The organism is Umezawaea beigongshangensis (assembly GCF_016464305.1).
GTDB lineage: Bacteria > Actinomycetota > Actinomycetes > Mycobacteriales > Pseudonocardiaceae > Umezawaea_A > Umezawaea_A beigongshangensis.
Genome location: NZ_JAEIOJ010000002.1, coordinates 498,462 through 516,456, shown reverse-complemented (window position 1 = coordinate 516,456; position 17,995 = coordinate 498,462). Strand labels below are relative to the sequence as shown.

Below are 17,995 nucleotides of genomic sequence, written 5' to 3'. Positions count from 1 at the left end.
CGGTCGGTCACAGCGCCGAGGAGTGCCCGCCGTAGCGGCGGACGCGCCGCTCCCGCCCGCGCCACAGCCACGCGCTGCCGCCGATCAGGCCGAGCGCGGCGAACGCGGTCGCGCTCAGCAGCGGACCGGCGGCCTCCCCGCCGAACACGCCCGACGTGTTCTCCACCGGGATCTCCTGCGCGACGGCCTGCGCGTTGACCGCGCCGTTGTTCGGCAGCGCCACGTAGGGGAACGCCGCTTCGAACGCCCTGTCGTTGGCGTCGACCGCGTCGCCGGCGGCCAGCGCCTCGACCAGCGCGCCGGCCTGCGCCGCGCCCTCCACGGTCTGCAGCGCGACGTCCACGACGTCGTCGGCGAGCCTGCGGCCGTTGGGGAAGCCCTGGAGGTCACCGGCGAGCACGCCCAGCCGGTTCGGCTCCGCGGTCACCGGGACGCTCGTGTTCAGGCGCAGCATCTCCGACGGCACGAACTTCTCGGCCACGACGTCGGCGTTGTCCAGCTGGGAGTTGAGGTCCACCGCGATGGGACCGCCGGCCTTCGTGGTGATGCCGGTCAGGAAGACCTCGACCAGGTCGTCTCGCGGCGCGGCGGGTGCGGGAATCCGGTAGATCTCCTCGATCAGCGCGGGCAGCTCGGGGTCGAGCACCCGGTCCAGCAGCTCCCGGACCCTCCCGTCCTGGTCGGGGGTGAGCCCGTTGAAGGCGTCCTTCAGCCCCGCCGGTGCGACGACCTCGTTGACCAGCGGGTTTCCCAGGCGGGAGACCTGCACGAAGGGACCTTCGGCCTTCGCCGCGCCCGGTGACAGCTTCAGCGAGCGCCGCTCGGTGTCGCTCCAGACGCCGATGACGGGGTTGCGCGCCACGTCCTCGTTCAGCACCAGCGACGCCGTGGGGATCTGCAGGGCGATCGTGTTGACGTTGTAGCCGCTCAGCGTGTCCTGGCCGACCTCGGACAGGTCCCCGCCGTAGAGCAGGTCGAACACCCTCAGGTCCAGGAAGAACGGGTCCTCCGCCGCACCCGCGTAGACCACGCCGCCACCGGGGAGGTGCGTGACGGCCTGCGTGCGCAGGGTCGCGTAGTCGGGCATCGAGGCCGGCCCGGTGTTCGAGGGGGCCACCGCCCCGTGCTCCACGAGCACGGACCTGCCCCCGCGCTCGTCGAGCACCTCCAGGGTGTAGGTCTGCCGGAACAGCAGGTTCTCGTCGTCCAGCGACGTCACGGGGCCGTCGGCGTGCAGGAACGTCGTGTTCCCGCGCCGGTCGTCGTCGCTGAACGTCCAGCGGAACGTCAGGTCGGGCTTCGCGTCGCCGTCGTTGTCGACGTTGAGGTCGTGGCGCGCGTCGGTGGCCCACGGGTAGAAGTTCGGCCCGCCGTTCGGCTCCTGGAACGGGTACCAGTTCGCGACGATCGTCGTGGTGTCCGGGGCGTCGGGGCTGACGAACGCGTAGAGGTCGGTGTTGTCCACCGCGGGGTCCGCGGAGATCAGGGGAGCCTCCCGGTGGCTCGACGCCGTGGCGGTGCCGGGTTCCAGCCCGGTGACGGCGGCGTTGACCAGCGCCGCGGCCACCAGGGCGGTTCCGGCGAAGACCTTCCGCCGTACGTCCGTGCCCTGTGGTGATGACATGCGTGTCCTTCCCACGACCAGATCGGCGGCGGTGGTCGGTTCGACTCGACGTGGACCGCGCTGGGCGGCCACCGGGGGATACGAGCGGGGCAGGCCCGCGGTTCGGAAGTCGTGCCTCGACGTGCCCGGTGCGCGGTGCCGGGGGCACACTGGTACGACGCGCGGTGGTCGGCGGGCTCGTGGAGCGCCGCGCGGACGGGTCCTGAGATCGGATCGTCGCCCCGCCGGGGCGGACCCGGTCACAGGAGACTCACAGGTGAGTCGTGAATCCTGTAGGCAGGTCGGTGGAGAGGTCCACCGTCGAGTCGGGGAGGTGACGCCGTGCTGCGCGAGGACACGAGGTCGCGGTTCGAGGGGATCGACGCGGGCTGGACCGCGGCGAGCGATCGGGGGCCCCGATCGGTCAACGCGGACGCCGTGGCGGCGTACCGCGACCCGCTGACGGGTGAGCTGGTGGTGGCCGTCGCGGACGGCATCGGCGACGACGAGGCCGCCGTCCTGGCCGCCAGGTGCGCCGTGGAGGCCGCCGTGAGGGTGCCCGCGTCGGAGGGCCCCATCGAGGCTCTGCTCGCCGCTCAGCGCGCGCTGCCGGCCGAGGGGGACTGCGTCCTCGTCGTGGCGACGCCGTTCACCGACCGCACCAGCAGCGGCCACCGCATCGCGTGGGTCGGCGACTGCCGCGCCCACACCTGGGACGACACGTCGCTGCACACGCTCACCACGGACCAGACGCTCGCCCAGTACCTGCGCAAGCACGGGCACGAGGTGCCGCCGCGCGCCGAGCACGTCGTCACCAACACCGTCCGGCTCACCGACGTCGACCGGATCGGCTGGACGCAGGTCCGCGGGAACGGCGGCCTGCTGCTGACGACCGACGGCGTGCACAAGGTCGTGCCGGAGTTCCTGACCCACCGGCTGCTCACCGGCGCCGCGTCGGCCAGGCAGCTGGTGGACGCCGCGCACGAGCTGGGCGGCAAGGACAACGCGACCGCGATCGTGGTCACCGAGCCGGTGACCTCCGGCATCCCGGCCCAGGTCCGCCGCTGAACGCCGCCCGTCCGGGTCTCCCGGACGGGCGCGTCAGGACAGCTCGGGCGCCTCGACCGGCGTCGTCACCAGGTGCTTGCCGTCCGCCGTGAAGTGGCACGCGACGGGGTGGCCCGTCCGGTCCAGCACCAGCGCGGGCGAGCCGTGCAGGCGGCCGCCGAGCCGGACCCACCCGGAGCACCCGCCCCTCGGGGCGACCTGCGCGGCCGCGGACACCCCGCCGTGCGCGTCACCGGCGAGCAGGAAGATCCGGCCGTTCGCCCCCGGCGCGCGCAGCACGGCCACGTCGTCCAAACCGCCGGGGTTGCCGAGGCTCTCCGGCGTGCTCGACCACGCGCCGCCCGCCGTCAGCTCGTGGACCGTCCTGACCTCCCCGGCCAGGCCCCGCCAGAACACCGCCACCCGTCCGTCGGCGTGCAGCGCGGCCGTGGGCGAGCAGGTCACGGCGTCGTTCGTCACCACGTCGGTCGTCGGGACCCACCCGGGGGCCGCCGGCGTCCACGTCCAGCAGCGGATGCCGGTCCGCGTCGCCGCGAACAGCACCGCCCGGCCGTCAGGGCGGCTCACGCACACCGGCGTCCCGCGCACGTCGGGACCGCCGCCGAGGTCGCTCCACGGCGTGAAGGCCCCGCCGGGCGACGTCTGGTGGATCGTGGAGACGCCCCCGCCGGAGTTCTTCGCGAACACCTGCAACCGGCCGTCGGCGGTCGTCCCCACGGCGGGCGCCCCCGTGTGCCGCCCGCCCGGCCCGTTCGGGTTGCCGAGACTCCTCCACCCGGCGAAACCACCCGTCGGGAGCTGCTCGTTCACGACGACGTCGTGCGTGGTCTGGTGCACGCCGAACACCGCGACGCGCCCGTCGGCCGTCCGCGCCGCGGCGAGCGTCGCCGCGACGTCGCCGCCGAGCGGCACCGCAGCGGCGAACGGGCGACCGGCCGCGAACTGCCGCCGGTGCCACACCGCGCCGCCCTGCACGCAGAAGGCGTGCAGCCGTCCCGCGCCGTCGGCGGCGATCCACGCCGTCCCCAGCGGCCAGCGGCGGTACGTCCGGCGCAGCCACACGTACGGCAGCGTGCCCGCGCCGCTGTCGTGCGCGGCGTAGGTCTCGAAGAGGGACTGCTTCTCCGCGACGACCGCGCTGGTCAGGTTCTCCTCGCAGCCCTCCGTCGCGTAGTCGCGGTGCTGGACGAGCAGCGGCCGCGTGCGCGCGCGGGGCGCGTACAGCTCCTCCACCACCTCGCGGGCGAAGTGCGCGGTGGCGATGTGGTCCGCGTGGTCGCCGGGGAGCTGCGGGTCCGGATCGCAGTCCTGGACGTGCACCGTCGTGGGAGCGAAGTCCCGCACGATCGCCAGCAGCACGGCGCGCAGGGTCTCGGCGGTGTAGGTGTGCGACTGCTGCACGGGCGCCGGCCGGGGCATGACGATGGTCCGCGCGGTGTGCTTCGGGTCGGCGCGCAGCCGGGTCAGCGCGTCGAGCTGGAGGTCGTCACCGCCGTCGGGCAGGCAGAGGAACACCAGCTCCACGTTCGGCGTGGCCGGCCGGACGCTCACCTCCACGCGCACCCCCGCGAAGGTGCGCGCGGTGCGCAGCCACGGCCCCCTCCCGCCGGTGATCGCCGCGTAGGCCGCGCACACGCCCTCCCGCCGCTGCGCCGCGTAGATCTCGCGGGTGGTGTCGTTGCCGTTGTACTCCCCGGCGGTGACGAAGACGGTCCGCGTCGGCACCCTCCGCCGCACGCCGTCGCTCACCTGCGGGTTGATGAAGATCAGGTCGTCGTCCTGGTGAGCCACGACGGTCAGCACACGCTCGGTCGATCCGGTCATGGAGGCCCCCTTGCCACCGCACGCTCGCGTCGACCGCATGGTAGGTACGCACCCGTTGCCGCACACCGCTTTCGGGACAGGTGAACACCGATGGAGCATTGAGTCCACTGTGGAGCAGAGGTTCGGCCGGGTGCCGCGGTCCGCGCCGCGGGCGCGGACCGGGAGGTCGAAGGCGCGGTGACGAGGCCGCTCACCAGCGCCGACGTGGATCTGCTCGTCGCGCCGGGCGAGCCGTCGCGACCGTCGGCACCGCGACGCGCCGGGCGCTGGAGAGGGCGGGACCGTGCGAGCCGCTGGAGGGACCGAGCGCGGTGCGGCCGGGACGGGCCGGCCCGTGCGGAGTGGGAGCGCTTCCAGGGCGTTCGGGGCCGCGCGCGCGGTCGTGACGCGCTCGAACCGGTCCGGTCGGCGGATGGGATCTGCGTCATGTCGCCGCACCTGTTCGGCCGATCGGCGGTGTCGTCCCCGCTCGTGCCCGCAGTGATCTTGAGTCGAAACGTAACTCCTGGTCAGGCGGGGTGTGACGTCCCCGGACGTGACGGCGTTCACCCGGCGCTGCGCACGGCCGACCACGACTCGAACGGGTGGGCGAACCGGGTCGGAACAGCCCCGAGCAACGCGCCGACCTGCGGGGTTGCGCACATTCGACGCGCCACGGGGTGATGATGGGGGTACGTCATGTCCCTCGGATGGAGCAGGGACACCCCGACCGGAAGGATGATCGAGAGTGGCATTGCCCCAACTCACCGCCGAGCAGCGCGCCGAGAACCTGAAGAAGGCCGCGGCCGCCCGGACCGCCCGCACCGAGCTGAAGAAGAAGCTCAAGGGCGGCGAGCTCACCCTGGCGCAGGTCTTCGAGCAGGCGGACAAGGGCGACGACATCGCGGGCAAGACGAAGGTCGTCGACCTCATCAAGGCGCTCCCCGGTGTCGGCAAGGTCAAGGCCGACGCCCTGATGGAGCAGCTGGAGATCCAGCCCACCCGTCGTGCGGGTGGTCTCGGCTCCAAGCAGCGCGCCGCGCTGCTCGCCGAGTTCAGCGCCTGACAGGAGTCCACCCGCGTCGGGGGCGGCACCCGCCCTCGACGCGCGTGCTCCGGACGAAGGTCCACACGGGACGGTCGACGGACCGTCCCGGTGGGCTGTTCGGAGCACCTCCGTCCCCGCCCGGCGGCGGCTGGACGGCAGATGTGCCCTCCGGTGGCGGTGAACCGGACTGGCCGGACGCCGCAACCCCGGGGTTCGCACGTCGTCCACCGGTCCGAGACCGGCGGCCGCCTCGTCCGTGCCGGCCGGTCACGTCGCCGACGCGGGAGCGTCCCACGACGCGGCCCGCGGGCGCGGGCGGGTCCGCCAGGACGCGCTGCGCCTGCCCGAGCCGACCCCGCCGAACCCCGGCCGCGACACGCGCGACCGGGCCGTGGCCTCGACCGACCCGCTGCGCAAGACCCCGATCCACCTCCAGCACGGCGACACCGGCGGGGCGTGGCAGTACGACGTGCCACCGGGAGGGGCGTTGACAAACCGCGCGACCGGCACGCCGGGTGACGCGGAAGTCCTTGTGCGACAACGCACCTGGCTTCGGTCTGTGCTGGAGGTGCTGGTGCGCAGGGGGTTCGATGTACGAGGCCGAGACCTCTGGGCCATCCGGGTGACCGCGGTCTCGGTCGTGTTTGGCGGAGATGCGAACCCGGGTAGTTCTGTGTTGTCGATCCCCGGCTCGACACCGGATTCCGACACCCCGGTAGGACGACATGTGACCGCAACCGCCCACGCTGCGGGGTCGTGAACACCCGACCCCGTCGTGCCTCGAAGGAGACTGCCATGACGAGGTCGACCAGCAAGCCCAAGCGCCGCTTCACCCCCGCCGACCGCCGTGCCTACAACGCCGCAGCCGCACAGCAGCTCCGCGTCGACGCCGACCGCGCTGAGGCCGCCGGTACCCGTCCCGTCGAGGTCATCGCGGCCTGGCGTGCCTCGGCCGACCGCTACGCCGCCGCGCTGGAGCGCAGCAGCGCGGCGTAGCGCGAACCGGGCGGTTCCTTCGAGCAGCCGCGCCGATCACCCGCAGGGGGGTGACCGGCGCGGCTGTCGTCGTACGCGCTCAGTCCTCCAGCACCTGGCCGCGCCGCTCGGGCAGCACCAGGGAGCCCGCCGCCGCGACCACGAACACGGCGGCGAACACCGCGAACAGCAGCCCCGTGCCGCCCGCGGCCCGCAGCGGCGGCACGAGCAGCGGCGCCACCACCGACGCGATGCGACCCACCCCCGCCGCCCAGCCGGAACCGGTGCCGCGCAGCGGGGTCGGGTACAACTCGGGTGTCACGGCGTAGAGGGCGCCCCACGCGCCCAGGTTGAAGAACGACAGCAGCATCCCCGCCGTGAGCACCTGCGCCGTGCCACCCGCCGCGCCGAACAGTCCGGCCGCCACCGCGGAGCCGACGAGGAACACGGCCAGGGTGCGCCGCCTGCCCCACCGCTCCACCAGGTAGGCCGCTGCGGCGTAGCCGGGGAGCTGGGCGAGGGTGATGACGAGGGTGTAGCCGAACGACCTGACCAGCGAGAAGCCCGACGCGTAGAGCAGCGTGGGCAGCCAGATGAACGCGCCGTAGTAGGAGAAGTTCACCGAGAACCACACGACCCACAGCCCGATCGTGCTGCGGCGCGCCCGCGGTGCGAACAGCGCCCGCAGGCCCGAGCGCCCGGCGGGGGCGGCCGGTGCCTCGTCCCGCACGGCGCCGCCGGGGTCGGGGGTGCTCACCCCGGCGGACTCCTCGAACCGGCGCACGACCCGCTCGGCCTCCTCGTGCCGGCCCCGCGCCTCCAGGAAACGCACCGACTCCGGCAGCTTGGCCCGCACGAACGCCGAGTACAGCGCGGGCAGCGCGCCGATGGCCAGCGCCCAGCGCCACCCGTCGTCGCTCAGCGGGATCACCAGGTAGCCGACGAGCGCGGACAGCGTCCAGCCCACCGCCCAGAACGCCTCCAGCACCACGACCACGCGCCCGCGGATGCGGGGCGGGGCGAACTCGCTGACCAGCGTCGAGGCGACGGGCAGCTCGGCGCCCAGCCCGAGGCCGACGACGAACCGCAGCGCGATCAGCACGCCCACCGACCAGGCCAGGGCCGACGCGCCGGTGGCGACGCCGTAGACGAGCAGCGTCAGCGCGAACACCTGTCGCCGCCCGATCCGGTCGGCGAGCAGCCCGCCGAGGCTCGCCCCGACGGCCATGCCGACGAACCCCGCCGAGGCGACCCAGGACAGAGCGGTCGAGCTGACGTCCCACTGCACGGCGAGCTGCGCGAGGACGAACGAGATCAGCCCGACGTCCATCGCGTCGAGCGCCCACCCCGCGCCGGACCCCAGCAGCAGCTTGCGGTGCTCGCGGGTGAAGGGCAGCGCGTCCAGCCGCCGCGTGCGGGAGTGCTCCGTGTCCATGGGTGTTCCTCGGGGTGCGCGCCAGCAGTCGCCCGACAGTGTCCCCCGCGCCCGCCACCCCCGCCCCGTGACGTCCCCCACCGCGAGTTGAGCGTTCAGACACCGCGAGTTGAGCGTTCGGGCACCCGGAGTTGAGCGTTCCCGCCCGACGCGGACCGTGAACGAGGGGTTCGAGATGCGCGAACGCTCAACTCGCAGTGCTGGCACGCTCAACTCGCGGTCAGGCGACCGGTTGGGCGAACTGGGTGCGGTGCAGTTCCTCGTAGCGGCCGCCCCTGGCCAGGAGTTCGGCGTGGGTGCCCCGTTCCACGATGCGGCCGCCCTCCAGGACCAGGATCAGGTCGGCGGAGCGGACCGTGGACAGGCGGTGGGCGATCACGATGGCCGTGCGGCCGTCCAGCGCCTCGTCCAGGGCCTCCTGCACGGCGACCTCCGACGTCGAGTCCAGGTGCGCGGTCGCCTCGTCGAGGATCACCACGCGCGGACGCGCCAGCAGCAACCGCGCGATGGTCAGCCGCTGCCGCTCACCACCGGACAGCCGGTAGCCGCGCTCGCCGACCACGGTGTCCAGCCCGTCGGGCAGCGCGGCGACGAGGTCCTCCAGCCGGGCACGCCGCAGCACGTCCCACACGTCCTCCTCGCTCGCCTCCGGGCGGGCCAGCAGCAGGTTCGACCGGATCGACTCGTGGAACAGGTGGCCGTCCTGGGTGACCATGCCGATCGAGTCGCGCACCGAGTCCGCCGACAGGTCCCGAACGTCCACACCGGACAGCCGGATCGCGCCGGAGTCCACGTCGTACAAGCGGGGCAGCAGCTGCGCGATCGTCGACTTGCCCGCGCCCGACGAGCCGACCAGCGCCACGACCTGACCGGGTTCGGCCCGGAACGACACGTCGTGCAGCACCTCGACGCCTCCGCGCGAGTCCAGCGCGGCGACCTCCTCCAGCGACGCCAGCGACACCTTGTCCGCCGACGGGTAGGCGAACCGCACGCCCTCGAACTCCACCGACAGCGGACCGTCCGGGGTCTGCCGCGCGTTCGGCTTCTCGGTGATCAGCGGCTTCAGGTCGAGCACCTCGAACACCCGCTGGAAGCTCACCAGCGCGCTCATCACCTCCACCCGCGCGCTCGCCAACGACGTCAGCGGCGAGTACAGCCGGGTCAGCAGCAGCGCCAGCGCCACGACCGCGCCGGGGTCGAGCTGCCCGCGCAGCGCGTAGAAGCCGCCCAACCCGTAGACGAGGGCCAGCGCCAGCGCCGACACCAGCGTCAGCGCGGTCACGAACACCCACTGCACCATCGCCGTGCGCACACCGATGTCGCGCACCCGCCGCGCCCGCGCGGCGAACTCGGCCGACTCGTGCGCCGGGCGGCCGAAGAGCTTCACGAGCGTCGCGCCGGGCGCGGAGAACCGCTCGGTCATCTGCGTGCTCATCGCCGAGTCGTGGTCGGCAGCCTCGCGGGTGAGCTTCGCCAGCCGGTTGCCCATCCGCCGCGCCGGCAGCACGAACACCGGCAGCAGCACCAGCGACAGCAGCGTGATCTGCCAGGAGATCCCCACCATGACGGCGAACGTCAGCACCAGCATCACGAGGTTGCTGACGACACCGGACAGCGTGTCGCTGAACGCGCGCTGCGCGCCGATCACGTCGTTGTTGAGCCTGCTCACCAGCGCACCGGTCCTGGTGCGGGTGAAGAACGCGACGGGCATCCGCTGCACGTGGTCGAACACGGCCGTGCGCAGGTCGAGGATCAGCCCCTCGCCGATGCCGGCGGACAGCCAGCGGGTCAGCAGGCCCAGTCCCGCGTCGAGCACCGCGATGACCGCGATGAGGACCGCGAGCTGCACGACGACCTCCGCCGCCGCACCGTTCACGAGCGCGTCGACCACGCGGCCCGCGAGCACCGGCGTCGCCACGGCGAGCACCGCGCCCACCACGCTGAGCACGAGGAACTGCACGAGCTGTGCGCGGTGGGGCGCGGCGAACCGCCCTATTCGCCTGACCGTGTCGCGCGAGAACGCGCGTTTCTCCTCCTGCGAGTGCATCGCGTGGTACAGCGAGTTCCACGCGGCCATCTCCATGCTCATGCGGTGCCTCCGGCGTCGGGTTGCCCCGAACGGTAGGACCTGGACCATGGTCGAGGTCAACCGGATTTGCGCGGTTCGGACGAGCCGACGGAGGCCGATCGCGCGCCCGAGATCGGCCGGTTCGAGCACCCGCAGGACCGCCTCGGCGAGGCGGTGGTCCTGGCGGCGGTCGGTGCTCACCGGTCACCGTCGTGCCAGCGCGCCGCGCCCCCGGCGGGGTGCCTCAGGAGTTCCGGTACCGCCCCAGTCGCAGTGCGCGCGCGACGGCCGTGACCGAGTGGACCGGTTCGCGCCCGGCGCCCTGCCGGATCTGCGTGCGGCAGCTGAACCCGTCGGCGACCACGGCGGTGCCGTCCTGCGCCGCGCGCACGGCGGGCAGCAGCGCCTGTTCGGCGCACGCCATCGACACGTCGTAGTGGCCGCGCGCGAACCCGAAGTCGCCCGCCAGCCCGCAGCACCCCGAGTCCAGCACCCGCGCCCGCACGCCGGAGGCGGCGAGCACGCGCCGGTCGGCGTCGAAGCCCAGCTCGGCGTGCTGGTGGCAGTGCACCTGCACGATCGCCTCCGGCCCGTCTCCTCCACCCGCGGGCAGGTCGGGCTCGACGTGCTCGGCGAACGTGCGGGTGACGGCCGCGAGCCGCGCCACGTCCGGGTCGTCCCCGGCGAGTTCGAGCGCGTCACCGCGCAGGAACGCCGTGCAGCTGGGCTCCAGGCCGACGACCGGCACCCCGGCCTCCGTCCACGGCCGCAGCACGCGCGCGGTGCGCCGCAGCACCCGGCGCGCCACGCCGAGCTGCCCGGTCGACGTCCAGGTCAGCCCGCAGCACACCGGCTGCCGGGGCACCTCCACCGCCCGGCCCAGGTGCTCCAGCACCGCCACGGCGTCCTGCCCCACCCCCGGCTCGAAGTGGTTCGTGAACGTGTCGGGGAACAGCAGCACCCGCTGCCCCGAGCCGCGCGGCCGGCGGCGGAACCACGAGCGGAACGAGCGCCGCGCCAGCGCGGGCACCTCCCGCTCGGCCGCGATGCCGCCGAGCCGCTTGAGCCGCGGCGCGACCCGGTTCACCAGGCCCGGCGCGAGCCGCCCGAGCGCGAGCAGCAGCGGCAGCCAGCCCATCGAGTAGTGCGACGCGGGCCGCAGCCTGCCCCGGTAGTGGTGGTGCAGGAACTCCGCCTTGTACGCCGCCACGTCCACGTCCACCGGGCAGTCGCTCTTGCAGCCCTTGCACGACAGGCACAGGTCCAGCGCGTCGCGCACCTCCTCCGACCGCCACCCGTCGCGCACCACCGACCCGTTCAGCATCTCGAACAGCAGCCGCGCCCGCCCGCGCGTCGAGTGCTTCTCCTCCCGCGTCACCCGGTAGCTGGGGCACATGACGCCGCCGGAGGCGTTGAGGCACTTGCCGACCCCCACGCAGCGCCGCGTCGCGGCGGCCAGGTCACCGCCGTCGGCCCGCAGGGCCAGGGTGGCGCGGGTCGGCAGGGTCGCCGGGGCCACGAGCACCCGCAGGTCGGCGTCCAGCGGAGCCGGGTCCACGACGCTGCCGGGGTTCATCAGCCCCGTCGGGTCGAACACGCGCTTGAACGCGGCGAACGCCTCCAGCGCCTCGGCCGGGTACATCCGGGACAGCAGCTCCGAGCGGGCGCGGCCGTCGCCGTGCTCGCCGGACAGCGACCCGCCGTGCGCCACGACCAGCTCGGCGGCGTCCTGGAGGAACGCCCGGTAGCCCGCGGCCGAGCGGGTCAGGTCGAAGTCGATCCGCACGTGCAGGCACCCGTCGCCGTAGTGGCCGTAGGTGACGCCGCGCCGCCCGTGCCCGGCGAGCAGCGCGTCGAACTCCCGCAGGTACGCGCCGAGCCGCTCCGGTGGCACGGCGGTGTCCTCCCAGCCCGACCACGCCTCGGTGCCGTCGGTCATCCGCGTCGCCAGCCCGGCCCCGTCCTCCCGCACGCTCCACAGCACCCGCTGCCGCGCCGGGTCGGTCACCACGAGCGCGTCCACGCCGATCGCGGCCACCACCTCGCGCGCAGCGGTCTCCGACGCCGTCTCCACGAACAGCCAGCTCGCGCCGGGCGGCAGCAGTTCCAGCGCGGGGGAGTGCGGCCGGTGCGCCCGCAGCACCGCGACCAGCCCGGAGTCCAGCCCCTCCACGGCCAGCACGTCCAGCTCGCGCAGCGCCACCACCTGGTCGGCTGCGTCGTACTTGCTGGCGAAGCCCAGCACGACCAGCACCCGCCGCTCCGGTGCCGCGACCAGCCGCACGGTCGCGCCGAGCACCGTCGCGCAGGTGCCCTCCGTGCCGACCAGCGCCCGCGCGAGGTCCGGCAGCGCGTCCAGCGCGTAGCCGGAGACGCGCCGGGACAGCGGCGGGAACCACGCCGGGTCGACGCGCAGCGCCGCGAGCCCGGCCGAGATCGCCGCCGGTGGGGTCGCGGTGTCGAACCGGGTCCCGCCGGGCAGCAGCACGTCCAGCGACTCGACGTTGTCGCCGGTCTTGCCCCAGGCCACCGAGTGCGCGCCGCAGGCGTTGTTGCCGATCATCCCGCCGAGCGTGCAGCGCGAGTGCGTCGACGGGTCGGGGCCGAACAGCAGGCCGTGCGGGGCCGCGGCCGCGTTGAGCCGGTCCAGCACCACACCCGGCTGCACCCGCGCGAGCCGCCGGTCGGGGTCGACCTCCAGCACCCGGTTCAGGTGCCGGGCGAGGTCCAGCACCAGGCCGGGACCGACGGCGTTGCCCGCGATCGACGTGCCCGACCCGCGGGCGGTCACCGGCACCCCGAACTCCGCCGCCGCCGCGACGGCGGCCGCGGCGCCGTCGGTCGACCTGGGCCGCACGACGACGCGCGGCACCTTCCGGTAGTTCGACGCGTCGGCGGAGTACAGGGCGCGGGACGCGGGGTCGGCGAGCACGTCGCCGTCCACGTCGGAGCGGAGCCGTTCGAGGAAGCCGTCCACCCGCCGATTGTGATCTGGTCTCACCGGTGGCGGAGTACTCGGGGGTAGCAGATAGCCTCGCCCCGTCAACCAGCGGTGATGGACGCCCCTCCGGGGGTGGGTGAAGGAGTGGCGCGTGTCGAGGTCCGTACTGGTCACCGGCGGCAATCGTGGCATCGGCCTGGCGATCGCCAGGGCCTTCCAGGCCAGGGGCGACAAGGTCGCGGTGACCCACCGCGGATCGGGCGCCCCCGAGGGCCTCTTCGGCGTGAAGTGCGACGTCACGAACACCGCCGAGGTCGAGGCCGCGTTCAAGGAGATCGAGGCCGAGCAGGGCCCGGTCGAGATCCTGATCTCCAACGCGGGCATCACCGACGACACGCTGCTGCTGCGCATGACCGAGGAGCAGTTCGAGCGCGTGGTCGACGCGAACCTGACCGGCTCCTTCCGGGTCGCCAAGGTCGCGACGAAGGGCATGCTGCGCAAGCGCTGGGGCCGGATCGTGTTCATCTCGTCCGTGGTCGGCCTGTCCGGCGGCGCCGGTCAGGCCAACTACGCCGCGAGCAAGGCCGGGCTGGTGGGCGTGGCGCGCTCGATCGCCCGCGAGCTGGGCTCGCGCAACATCACCGCGAACGTGGTGGCGCCCGGTTTCGTCGAGACCGAGATGACCGAGGTGCTGTCCGAGGACCGCAAGAAGCAGATCCTCGGCCAGATCCCCGCGGGCCGGCAGGCCACGCCGGAGGAGGTCGCGGCCGCGGTGGTGTTCCTGGCCTCCGACGAGGCCGGCTACGTCACCGGCGCCGTGCTGCCGGTCGACGGCGGCCTCGGCATGGGCCACTGACCGGTCGTCCGACCGCCCGGATTCACCCGATGAGGCACCTTTCCAACGGAGGAACGCAAGTGACGGGACTGCTCGAGGGCAAGCGACTGCTGATCACCGGTGTGATCACCGACGCGTCGATCGCCTTCCACGTCGCCAAGGTCGCGCAGGAGCAGGGGGCGCAGGTCGTGCTCACCGGCTTCGGCCGCATGAGCCTGGTGGAGCGGATCGCGAAGCGACTGCCGGAGCCCGCTCCCGTGGTCGAGCTGGACGTGCAGGACCAGGGGCACCTGGACTCGCTGGCCGACCGGGTGCGCGAGCACGTCGACGGCCTCGACGGCGTCGTCCACGCCATCGGCTACGCCCCGCCGAGCTGCCTCGGAGCGCCGTTCATGGACGCGCCCTGGGAGGACGTGTCGAAGGCGATGCACGTCTCGGCCTACTCCTACAAGGCGCTCGCCGCGGCGACCCTGCCGCTGCTCGGCCGGGGCAGCTCTATCGTCGGCCTGGACTTCGACGCCCGCCAGGCGTGGCCCGCCTACAACTGGATGGGCGCGGCCAAGGCCGCCTTCGAGTCGGTCAACCGCTACCTCGCGCGCGACCTGGGCCCGCAGGGCATCCGGGTCAACCTGGTGGCGGCCGGTCCGGTCCGCACGATGGCCGCGAAGTCCATCCCCGGCTTCGGCGAGCTGGAGAAGATGTGGAGCGACCGCGCGCCGCTCGGCTGGGACGTCGACGACCCGACGCCGGTCGCGAAGTCCGTCGTCGGCCTGCTGTCGGACTTCTTCCCGGCCACCACCGGCTCGATGGTGTTCGTCGACGGCGGCGTGCACTTCCTCGGCCTGTAGGCCCGTCGTTCCGGGGGCCGGGCCGATCCCGCCCGGCCCCCGGTCGTGCGTGGCGCGCGTCGCAGGGTCAGGATGGACGTCGTGAGTTACGACGCGCTGCTGTGGCTGTCCTTCGGAGGCCCGGAGGGACCGGAGGACGTCCGTCCCTTCCTGGAGAACGTGACCAGGGGGCGGGGTGTGCCGCCCGAGCGCCTGGACGAGGTCGAGAAGCACTACCAGCACTTCGGCGGCGTCTCCCCGATCAACCGGCTGAACCTGGACGCGATCGAGGCCGTCCGCGCGGAACTGGCCGCGCGGGGCGTCGACCTGCCGATCTACTTCGGCAACCGCAACTGGCACCCGATGGTCGAGGACACCCTCGCCGAGATGACCGAGGCCGGTGTGCGCAGCGCCCTGGTGTTCTCCACCAGCGCCTACGGGGGCTACTCGGCGTGCCGCCAGTACGACGACGACGTGCTGCGCGCGCGGGCCGCCGTCGGAGCGGACGCCCCCGACCTGCTGAAGCTGCGGCACTTCTTCGACCACCCGCTGTTCGTCGCGGCCTTCGCCGACGCGGTGCGCGCGGCGGCGGCGACCCTGGACGGCGAGTACCGGCTGGTGTTCACGGCGCACTCCGTGCCCGAGTCGGCCGACGCCGCCGCAGGTCCGCCGGCGGAGGGCGGCCACCGCTACTCCCGCCAGATCGCCGAGGCGTCGCGGCTCGTCGCCGCCGAACTGGGCGCGGGTGACTACGACGTGGTGTGGCAGTCGCGGTCCGGGCCGCCGCAGATCCCGTGGCTGGAGCCGGACGTCGTGGACCACGTGGACGCGCTGCACGCGAAGGGCGTGCCCGCGATCGTGGTGTGTCCGATCGGGTTCGTCTCCGACCACCTGGAGGTGGTGTGGGACCTGGACACCGAGGCCCGCGAACGGGCCGAGGAGCACGGCATGGGCTTCGCCAGGGCCGCGACCCCCAACGCCGACCCGCGCTTCGCCCAGCTCGTCGTGGAGCTGGTGCGCGAGCAGCTCGACGCCGTGCCGTCGCGCAAGCTGTCGGAGTTCCCCGAGGGCGGCTGCACGCTGAACGGCGCCCCCTGCGCGCCGCTGTGCTGCAAGCCCGCGAAGCGTCCCGCCCGCCGCTGACGGCGTCCGGTGGCCACCCCGGCCGGGGTGGCCACCGGACGGACGGTCAGTGCCGACCGGCGGACTGGTCGGACAGGACGCGGACGGCCTCCTCGACGGCCGCGCAGCGCGCGCGGCGCACGGCCTCCGACAGCGGGCGCAGGGCGTCGTCGCGGGCCTGCGTCGCCGACGCCGACACGGCGCCACCGGGCGCGTCGCTCGCCGCGACGGTCAGGATCGCCGCGACCTCGGCCGCGCGCTGCAGGACCCGCAGCGACCGCGGCGGCATGCCGTCCGGCCAGGTCAGCTTCGTCTGGGCGGTCGAGAGCCGGGTGATCTCCTCGCGCACGTTCGGCCGGTGCCGCGCCACGTCGAGGGACACCAGCGCGGCGGCGGCGTCGCGCATCGCGTTCGCCAGACCGTGCTCGGCCTCGGCGATCGACACGTGCTCGGAGCCCGACGCGGACGGCAGGTCGAACACCGTCCAGCGCATGACGCCGTCCGCCACCAGCCGGGGCACCAGGCCCACGCCGACCTCGGGCAGCACGGCCGCCTCCCCGGCGCGCAGCGCCGTCGTGCTCAGCGGTCCCCGGCCACCGAGCCCGCGGACGTCACCCGGTACGGGGAGGACCAGCCGCCCGGTCGTGGCTCCGGCCCGCCGCAGCGCGGCCAGCAGCAGGGCGGCGCCCACGGGGGCCTCGTCGGGACCGGGAAGGTCGAGCGCCGTGGCCGTGCCGTCGTCGTCGGCGACCACTTCGTGCAGCTCGGCCCAGGTGTGCAGGGCGTCGAGGACGTCGTCGGCGGCAGCCACTCCGTGCAGCCAACCCGACGTCCAGACGACCAGCGTCGCACTCGCACAGGACACGCCTACCGACCTTACGTGGCCCTCGGCGGAAACCGGCGGGCGGCCGGGCCGACGCGGTCGGTCAGCAGCGCCCGGAACCGGTCGCGGTCGGCGTCGTCGCGGAACGCCCGGTGCGGCACGGCGTAGGCGGGTGCGCCCGTGCCCTCGCCGGTGCGCAGCACGAACCCGCGCGCCGTCTCCGTCCAGCCGGGCAGGCGCGTCCAGTCCAGCTCGCTGCGGGCCGACTCGCCCGCGGTCATCCGCAGCGAGTGCTCGTCCGCGCTGCCCGTCACCGACTTCGCCGCCAGCGGGTGGTTCCGGAAGGACGCGGTGACCTGCACCGGCAGCATCGCCGCGATCACCGCGGCCAGCACCAGACCGAACACCCCGGCCCACAGCATGCCGAGCAGCAGCACGACCACCGACAGGACGGCCAGCACCGCGGCGAACCACGGCGCCCACCGGAACACCGGGACGGTCGTGCGCAGCGCGTCGCGCCAGTCGCCGGGCTGGGGGGACCAGGTGAAGTCAACGCTCTCGCTCATCGGGCGGCATTCTCCACGGCCCGTGCCAGCGCCGTGTGCAGGACCGTCGGATCGGTCCCGCGCGGCAGGTCGCTGACCTGTCCGTCGCCCACCTCCACGACCCGCCACGCGCCGTCGGCCCGCCGCACGACGTCGGTGGTGACGAACCGGCAGTCGAGCGCGGCCACGGCGGGCGCCACGTCCGCGAGGCCGGGCACGGCGGCCTCGTCCGGCGCGTCCGGGTGCGGACCGGCCAGCACGGGCTCGCCGTCCACCCACCACACGCGGGTCTCCGGACCGGTGAACTCCTCGAACTCGCGCAGCACGACCCCACCGGCCAGGAACTCGCCCTGGAGCCGCACGAACTCCCGCACCACGCCGGTCACGGCCTCGGGACCGGGCACGAAGCACGCGGTGTCCCACTCGTGCTTGCGGGACTTCACCCAGTCCTTGACGATCATCGCGCCGGTCGTCGGCGGGAGCGGCGCGCGGGAGGAGTCCGTCCACGCGCTGCGCGGCGTCAGCCCGGCGAACACCTCGTACCAGCCCGGCAGCTCGTGGGCCCTGCGGTACTGCTCGGGGCTCGTGGCCAGCGGGGAGCCCCGCTCGGTCAGCGCGGTGGCCAGCTCCGCGTAGCGGACTACCGGGATCATCCAGCCCCGGTAGAACACCGGCCCCAGATCGCGCGGGACCCGGCGCACCGCCAGGTCGGCGTCACCACCGCACAGGGCGTCGTGGTCGATCAGCGCCCGGCGGGGCGCGGCGGCGGCCTCCGCCCGGAAGTGCTCGTCGACGACCGTCGGGTTCACCGGATCGCAGCAGAAGATCACGGGAGCATCGTCGCACCGGGTGGAGCTGCTCCACGTCGAAATCGTCCGAGAGGGTGCGTAGCGTCGTACAGG

General features: G+C 74.0%; 14 protein-coding genes. 6 read left to right on the top strand and 8 right to left on the bottom strand.

From position 1 onward, the window contains the following. Positions 1-7 precede the first annotated feature (7 nt). On the bottom strand, positions 8-1,624 hold the full coding sequence (locus IMZ35_RS06910; protein WP_199440063.1) for a DUF4331 domain-containing protein: 1,617 nt from the start codon (positions 1,622-1,624) through the stop codon (positions 8-10). 321 nt (positions 1,625-1,945) lie between these two features. Here IMZ35_RS06910 and IMZ35_RS06905 point away from each other — a divergent pair, with 321 nt between their 5' ends. Continuing rightward, positions 1,946-2,671 (top strand): PP2C family protein-serine/threonine phosphatase, encoded by a 726-nt coding sequence (locus IMZ35_RS06905; protein WP_307867827.1) that lies wholly within the window; start codon positions 1,946-1,948, stop codon positions 2,669-2,671. Between the two features lie 33 nt (positions 2,672-2,704). Here IMZ35_RS06905 and IMZ35_RS06900 read toward each other — a convergent pair whose 3' ends face one another. Next, positions 2,705-4,495: a DUF8189 domain-containing protein gene (locus tag IMZ35_RS06900; protein ID WP_199440062.1), complete on the bottom strand. Its 1,791-nt coding sequence runs from the start codon at positions 4,493-4,495 to the stop codon at positions 2,705-2,707. Between the two features lie 727 nt (positions 4,496-5,222). Between IMZ35_RS06900 and mihF the strand changes: the two genes are divergently transcribed. Both mihF and IMZ35_RS06890 read left to right on the top strand, forming a co-directional pair. Then, positions 5,223-5,540: an integration host factor, actinobacterial type gene (gene mihF / locus IMZ35_RS06895; protein WP_199440061.1), complete on the top strand. Its 318-nt coding sequence runs from the start codon at positions 5,223-5,225 to the stop codon at positions 5,538-5,540. Between the two features lie 777 nt (positions 5,541-6,317). Further along, a complete protein-coding gene (locus IMZ35_RS06890) occupies positions 6,318-6,518 on the top strand; it encodes a hypothetical protein (protein WP_199440060.1) in 201 nt (66 codons plus the stop codon). Between the two features lie 79 nt (positions 6,519-6,597). Here the strand turns inward: IMZ35_RS06890 and IMZ35_RS06885 are convergent, their stop codons facing one another. The 3 genes from IMZ35_RS06885 to IMZ35_RS06875 form a co-directional block, all read right to left on the bottom strand. Further along, positions 6,598-7,932: an MFS transporter gene (locus IMZ35_RS06885; RefSeq protein ID WP_199440059.1), complete on the bottom strand. Its 1,335-nt coding sequence runs from the start codon at positions 7,930-7,932 to the stop codon at positions 6,598-6,600. A 220-nt stretch (positions 7,933-8,152) separates the two neighbouring features. Then, a complete protein-coding gene (locus IMZ35_RS06880) occupies positions 8,153-10,021 on the bottom strand; it encodes an ABC transporter ATP-binding protein (RefSeq protein WP_438816831.1) in 1,869 nt (622 codons plus the stop codon). A gap of 223 nt (positions 10,022-10,244) precedes the next feature. After that, positions 10,245-12,977 carry an FAD-binding and (Fe-S)-binding domain-containing protein gene (locus IMZ35_RS06875; protein WP_307867826.1) on the bottom strand — a complete coding sequence of 911 codons (2,733 nt, stop codon included), beginning with the start codon at positions 12,975-12,977 and terminating at the stop codon, positions 10,245-10,247. Between the two features lie 115 nt (positions 12,978-13,092). On the opposite strand from IMZ35_RS06875, the gene fabG reads away from it, so the two are divergent. From fabG to IMZ35_RS06860, 3 genes are all read left to right on the top strand, one after another. Next, positions 13,093-13,797, top strand: a complete 705-nt coding sequence (gene fabG / locus IMZ35_RS06870) for a beta-ketoacyl-ACP reductase (RefSeq protein ID WP_199440057.1) — start codon at positions 13,093-13,095, stop codon at positions 13,795-13,797. A 59-nt stretch (positions 13,798-13,856) separates the two neighbouring features. Next, positions 13,857-14,624 carry an enoyl-ACP reductase FabI gene (fabI, locus tag IMZ35_RS06865; RefSeq protein ID WP_199440056.1) on the top strand — a complete coding sequence of 256 codons (768 nt, stop codon included), beginning with the start codon at positions 13,857-13,859 and terminating at the stop codon, positions 14,622-14,624. 81 nt (positions 14,625-14,705) lie between these two features. Then, positions 14,706-15,746, top strand: coding sequence for a ferrochelatase (locus IMZ35_RS06860; RefSeq protein ID WP_199440055.1), 1,041 nt, complete (start codon positions 14,706-14,708; stop codon positions 15,744-15,746). A 46-nt stretch (positions 15,747-15,792) separates the two neighbouring features. Here the strand turns inward: IMZ35_RS06860 and IMZ35_RS06855 are convergent, their stop codons facing one another. From IMZ35_RS06855 to IMZ35_RS31665, 3 genes are read right to left on the bottom strand one after another with little or no spacing between them, the layout of a single operon-like run. Further along, positions 15,793-16,590 (bottom strand): Rv1486c family protein, encoded by a 798-nt coding sequence (locus IMZ35_RS06855; RefSeq protein ID WP_199440054.1) that lies wholly within the window; start codon positions 16,588-16,590, stop codon positions 15,793-15,795. Between the two features lie 11 nt (positions 16,591-16,601). After that, positions 16,602-17,114 carry a YcxB family protein gene (locus tag IMZ35_RS06850; RefSeq protein ID WP_199440053.1) on the bottom strand — a complete coding sequence of 171 codons (513 nt, stop codon included), beginning with the start codon at positions 17,112-17,114 and terminating at the stop codon, positions 16,602-16,604. Then, positions 17,111-17,923, bottom strand: a complete 813-nt coding sequence (locus IMZ35_RS31665) for an ATP-grasp domain-containing protein (RefSeq protein ID WP_199440052.1) — start codon at positions 17,921-17,923, stop codon at positions 17,111-17,113. The genes IMZ35_RS06850 and IMZ35_RS31665 overlap by 4 nt, the downstream gene beginning before the upstream one ends. Positions 17,924-17,995: the final 72 nt, after the last annotated feature.

Excerpts from the sequence above, each read along its gene's own strand:
- IMZ35_RS06900 (WP_199440062.1), bottom strand. The coding sequence starts at position 4,495 with ATGACCGGATCGACCGAGCGTGTGCTGACCGTCGTGGCTCACCAGGAC.
- IMZ35_RS06885 (WP_199440059.1), bottom strand. The coding sequence starts at position 7,932 with ATGGACACGGAGCACTCCCGCACGCGGCGGCTGGACGCGCTGCCCTTC.
- IMZ35_RS06910 (WP_199440063.1), bottom strand. The coding sequence starts at position 1,624 with ATGTCATCACCACAGGGCACGGACGTACGGCGGAAGGTCTTCGCCGGA.
- IMZ35_RS06850 (WP_199440053.1), bottom strand. The coding sequence starts at position 17,114 with ATGAGCGAGAGCGTTGACTTCACCTGGTCCCCCCAGCCCGGCGACTGG.
- IMZ35_RS06890 (WP_199440060.1), top strand. The coding sequence starts at position 6,318 with ATGACGAGGTCGACCAGCAAGCCCAAGCGCCGCTTCACCCCCGCCGAC.
- IMZ35_RS06880 (WP_438816831.1), bottom strand. The coding sequence starts at position 10,021 with ATGAGCATGGAGATGGCCGCGTGGAACTCGCTGTACCACGCGATGCAC.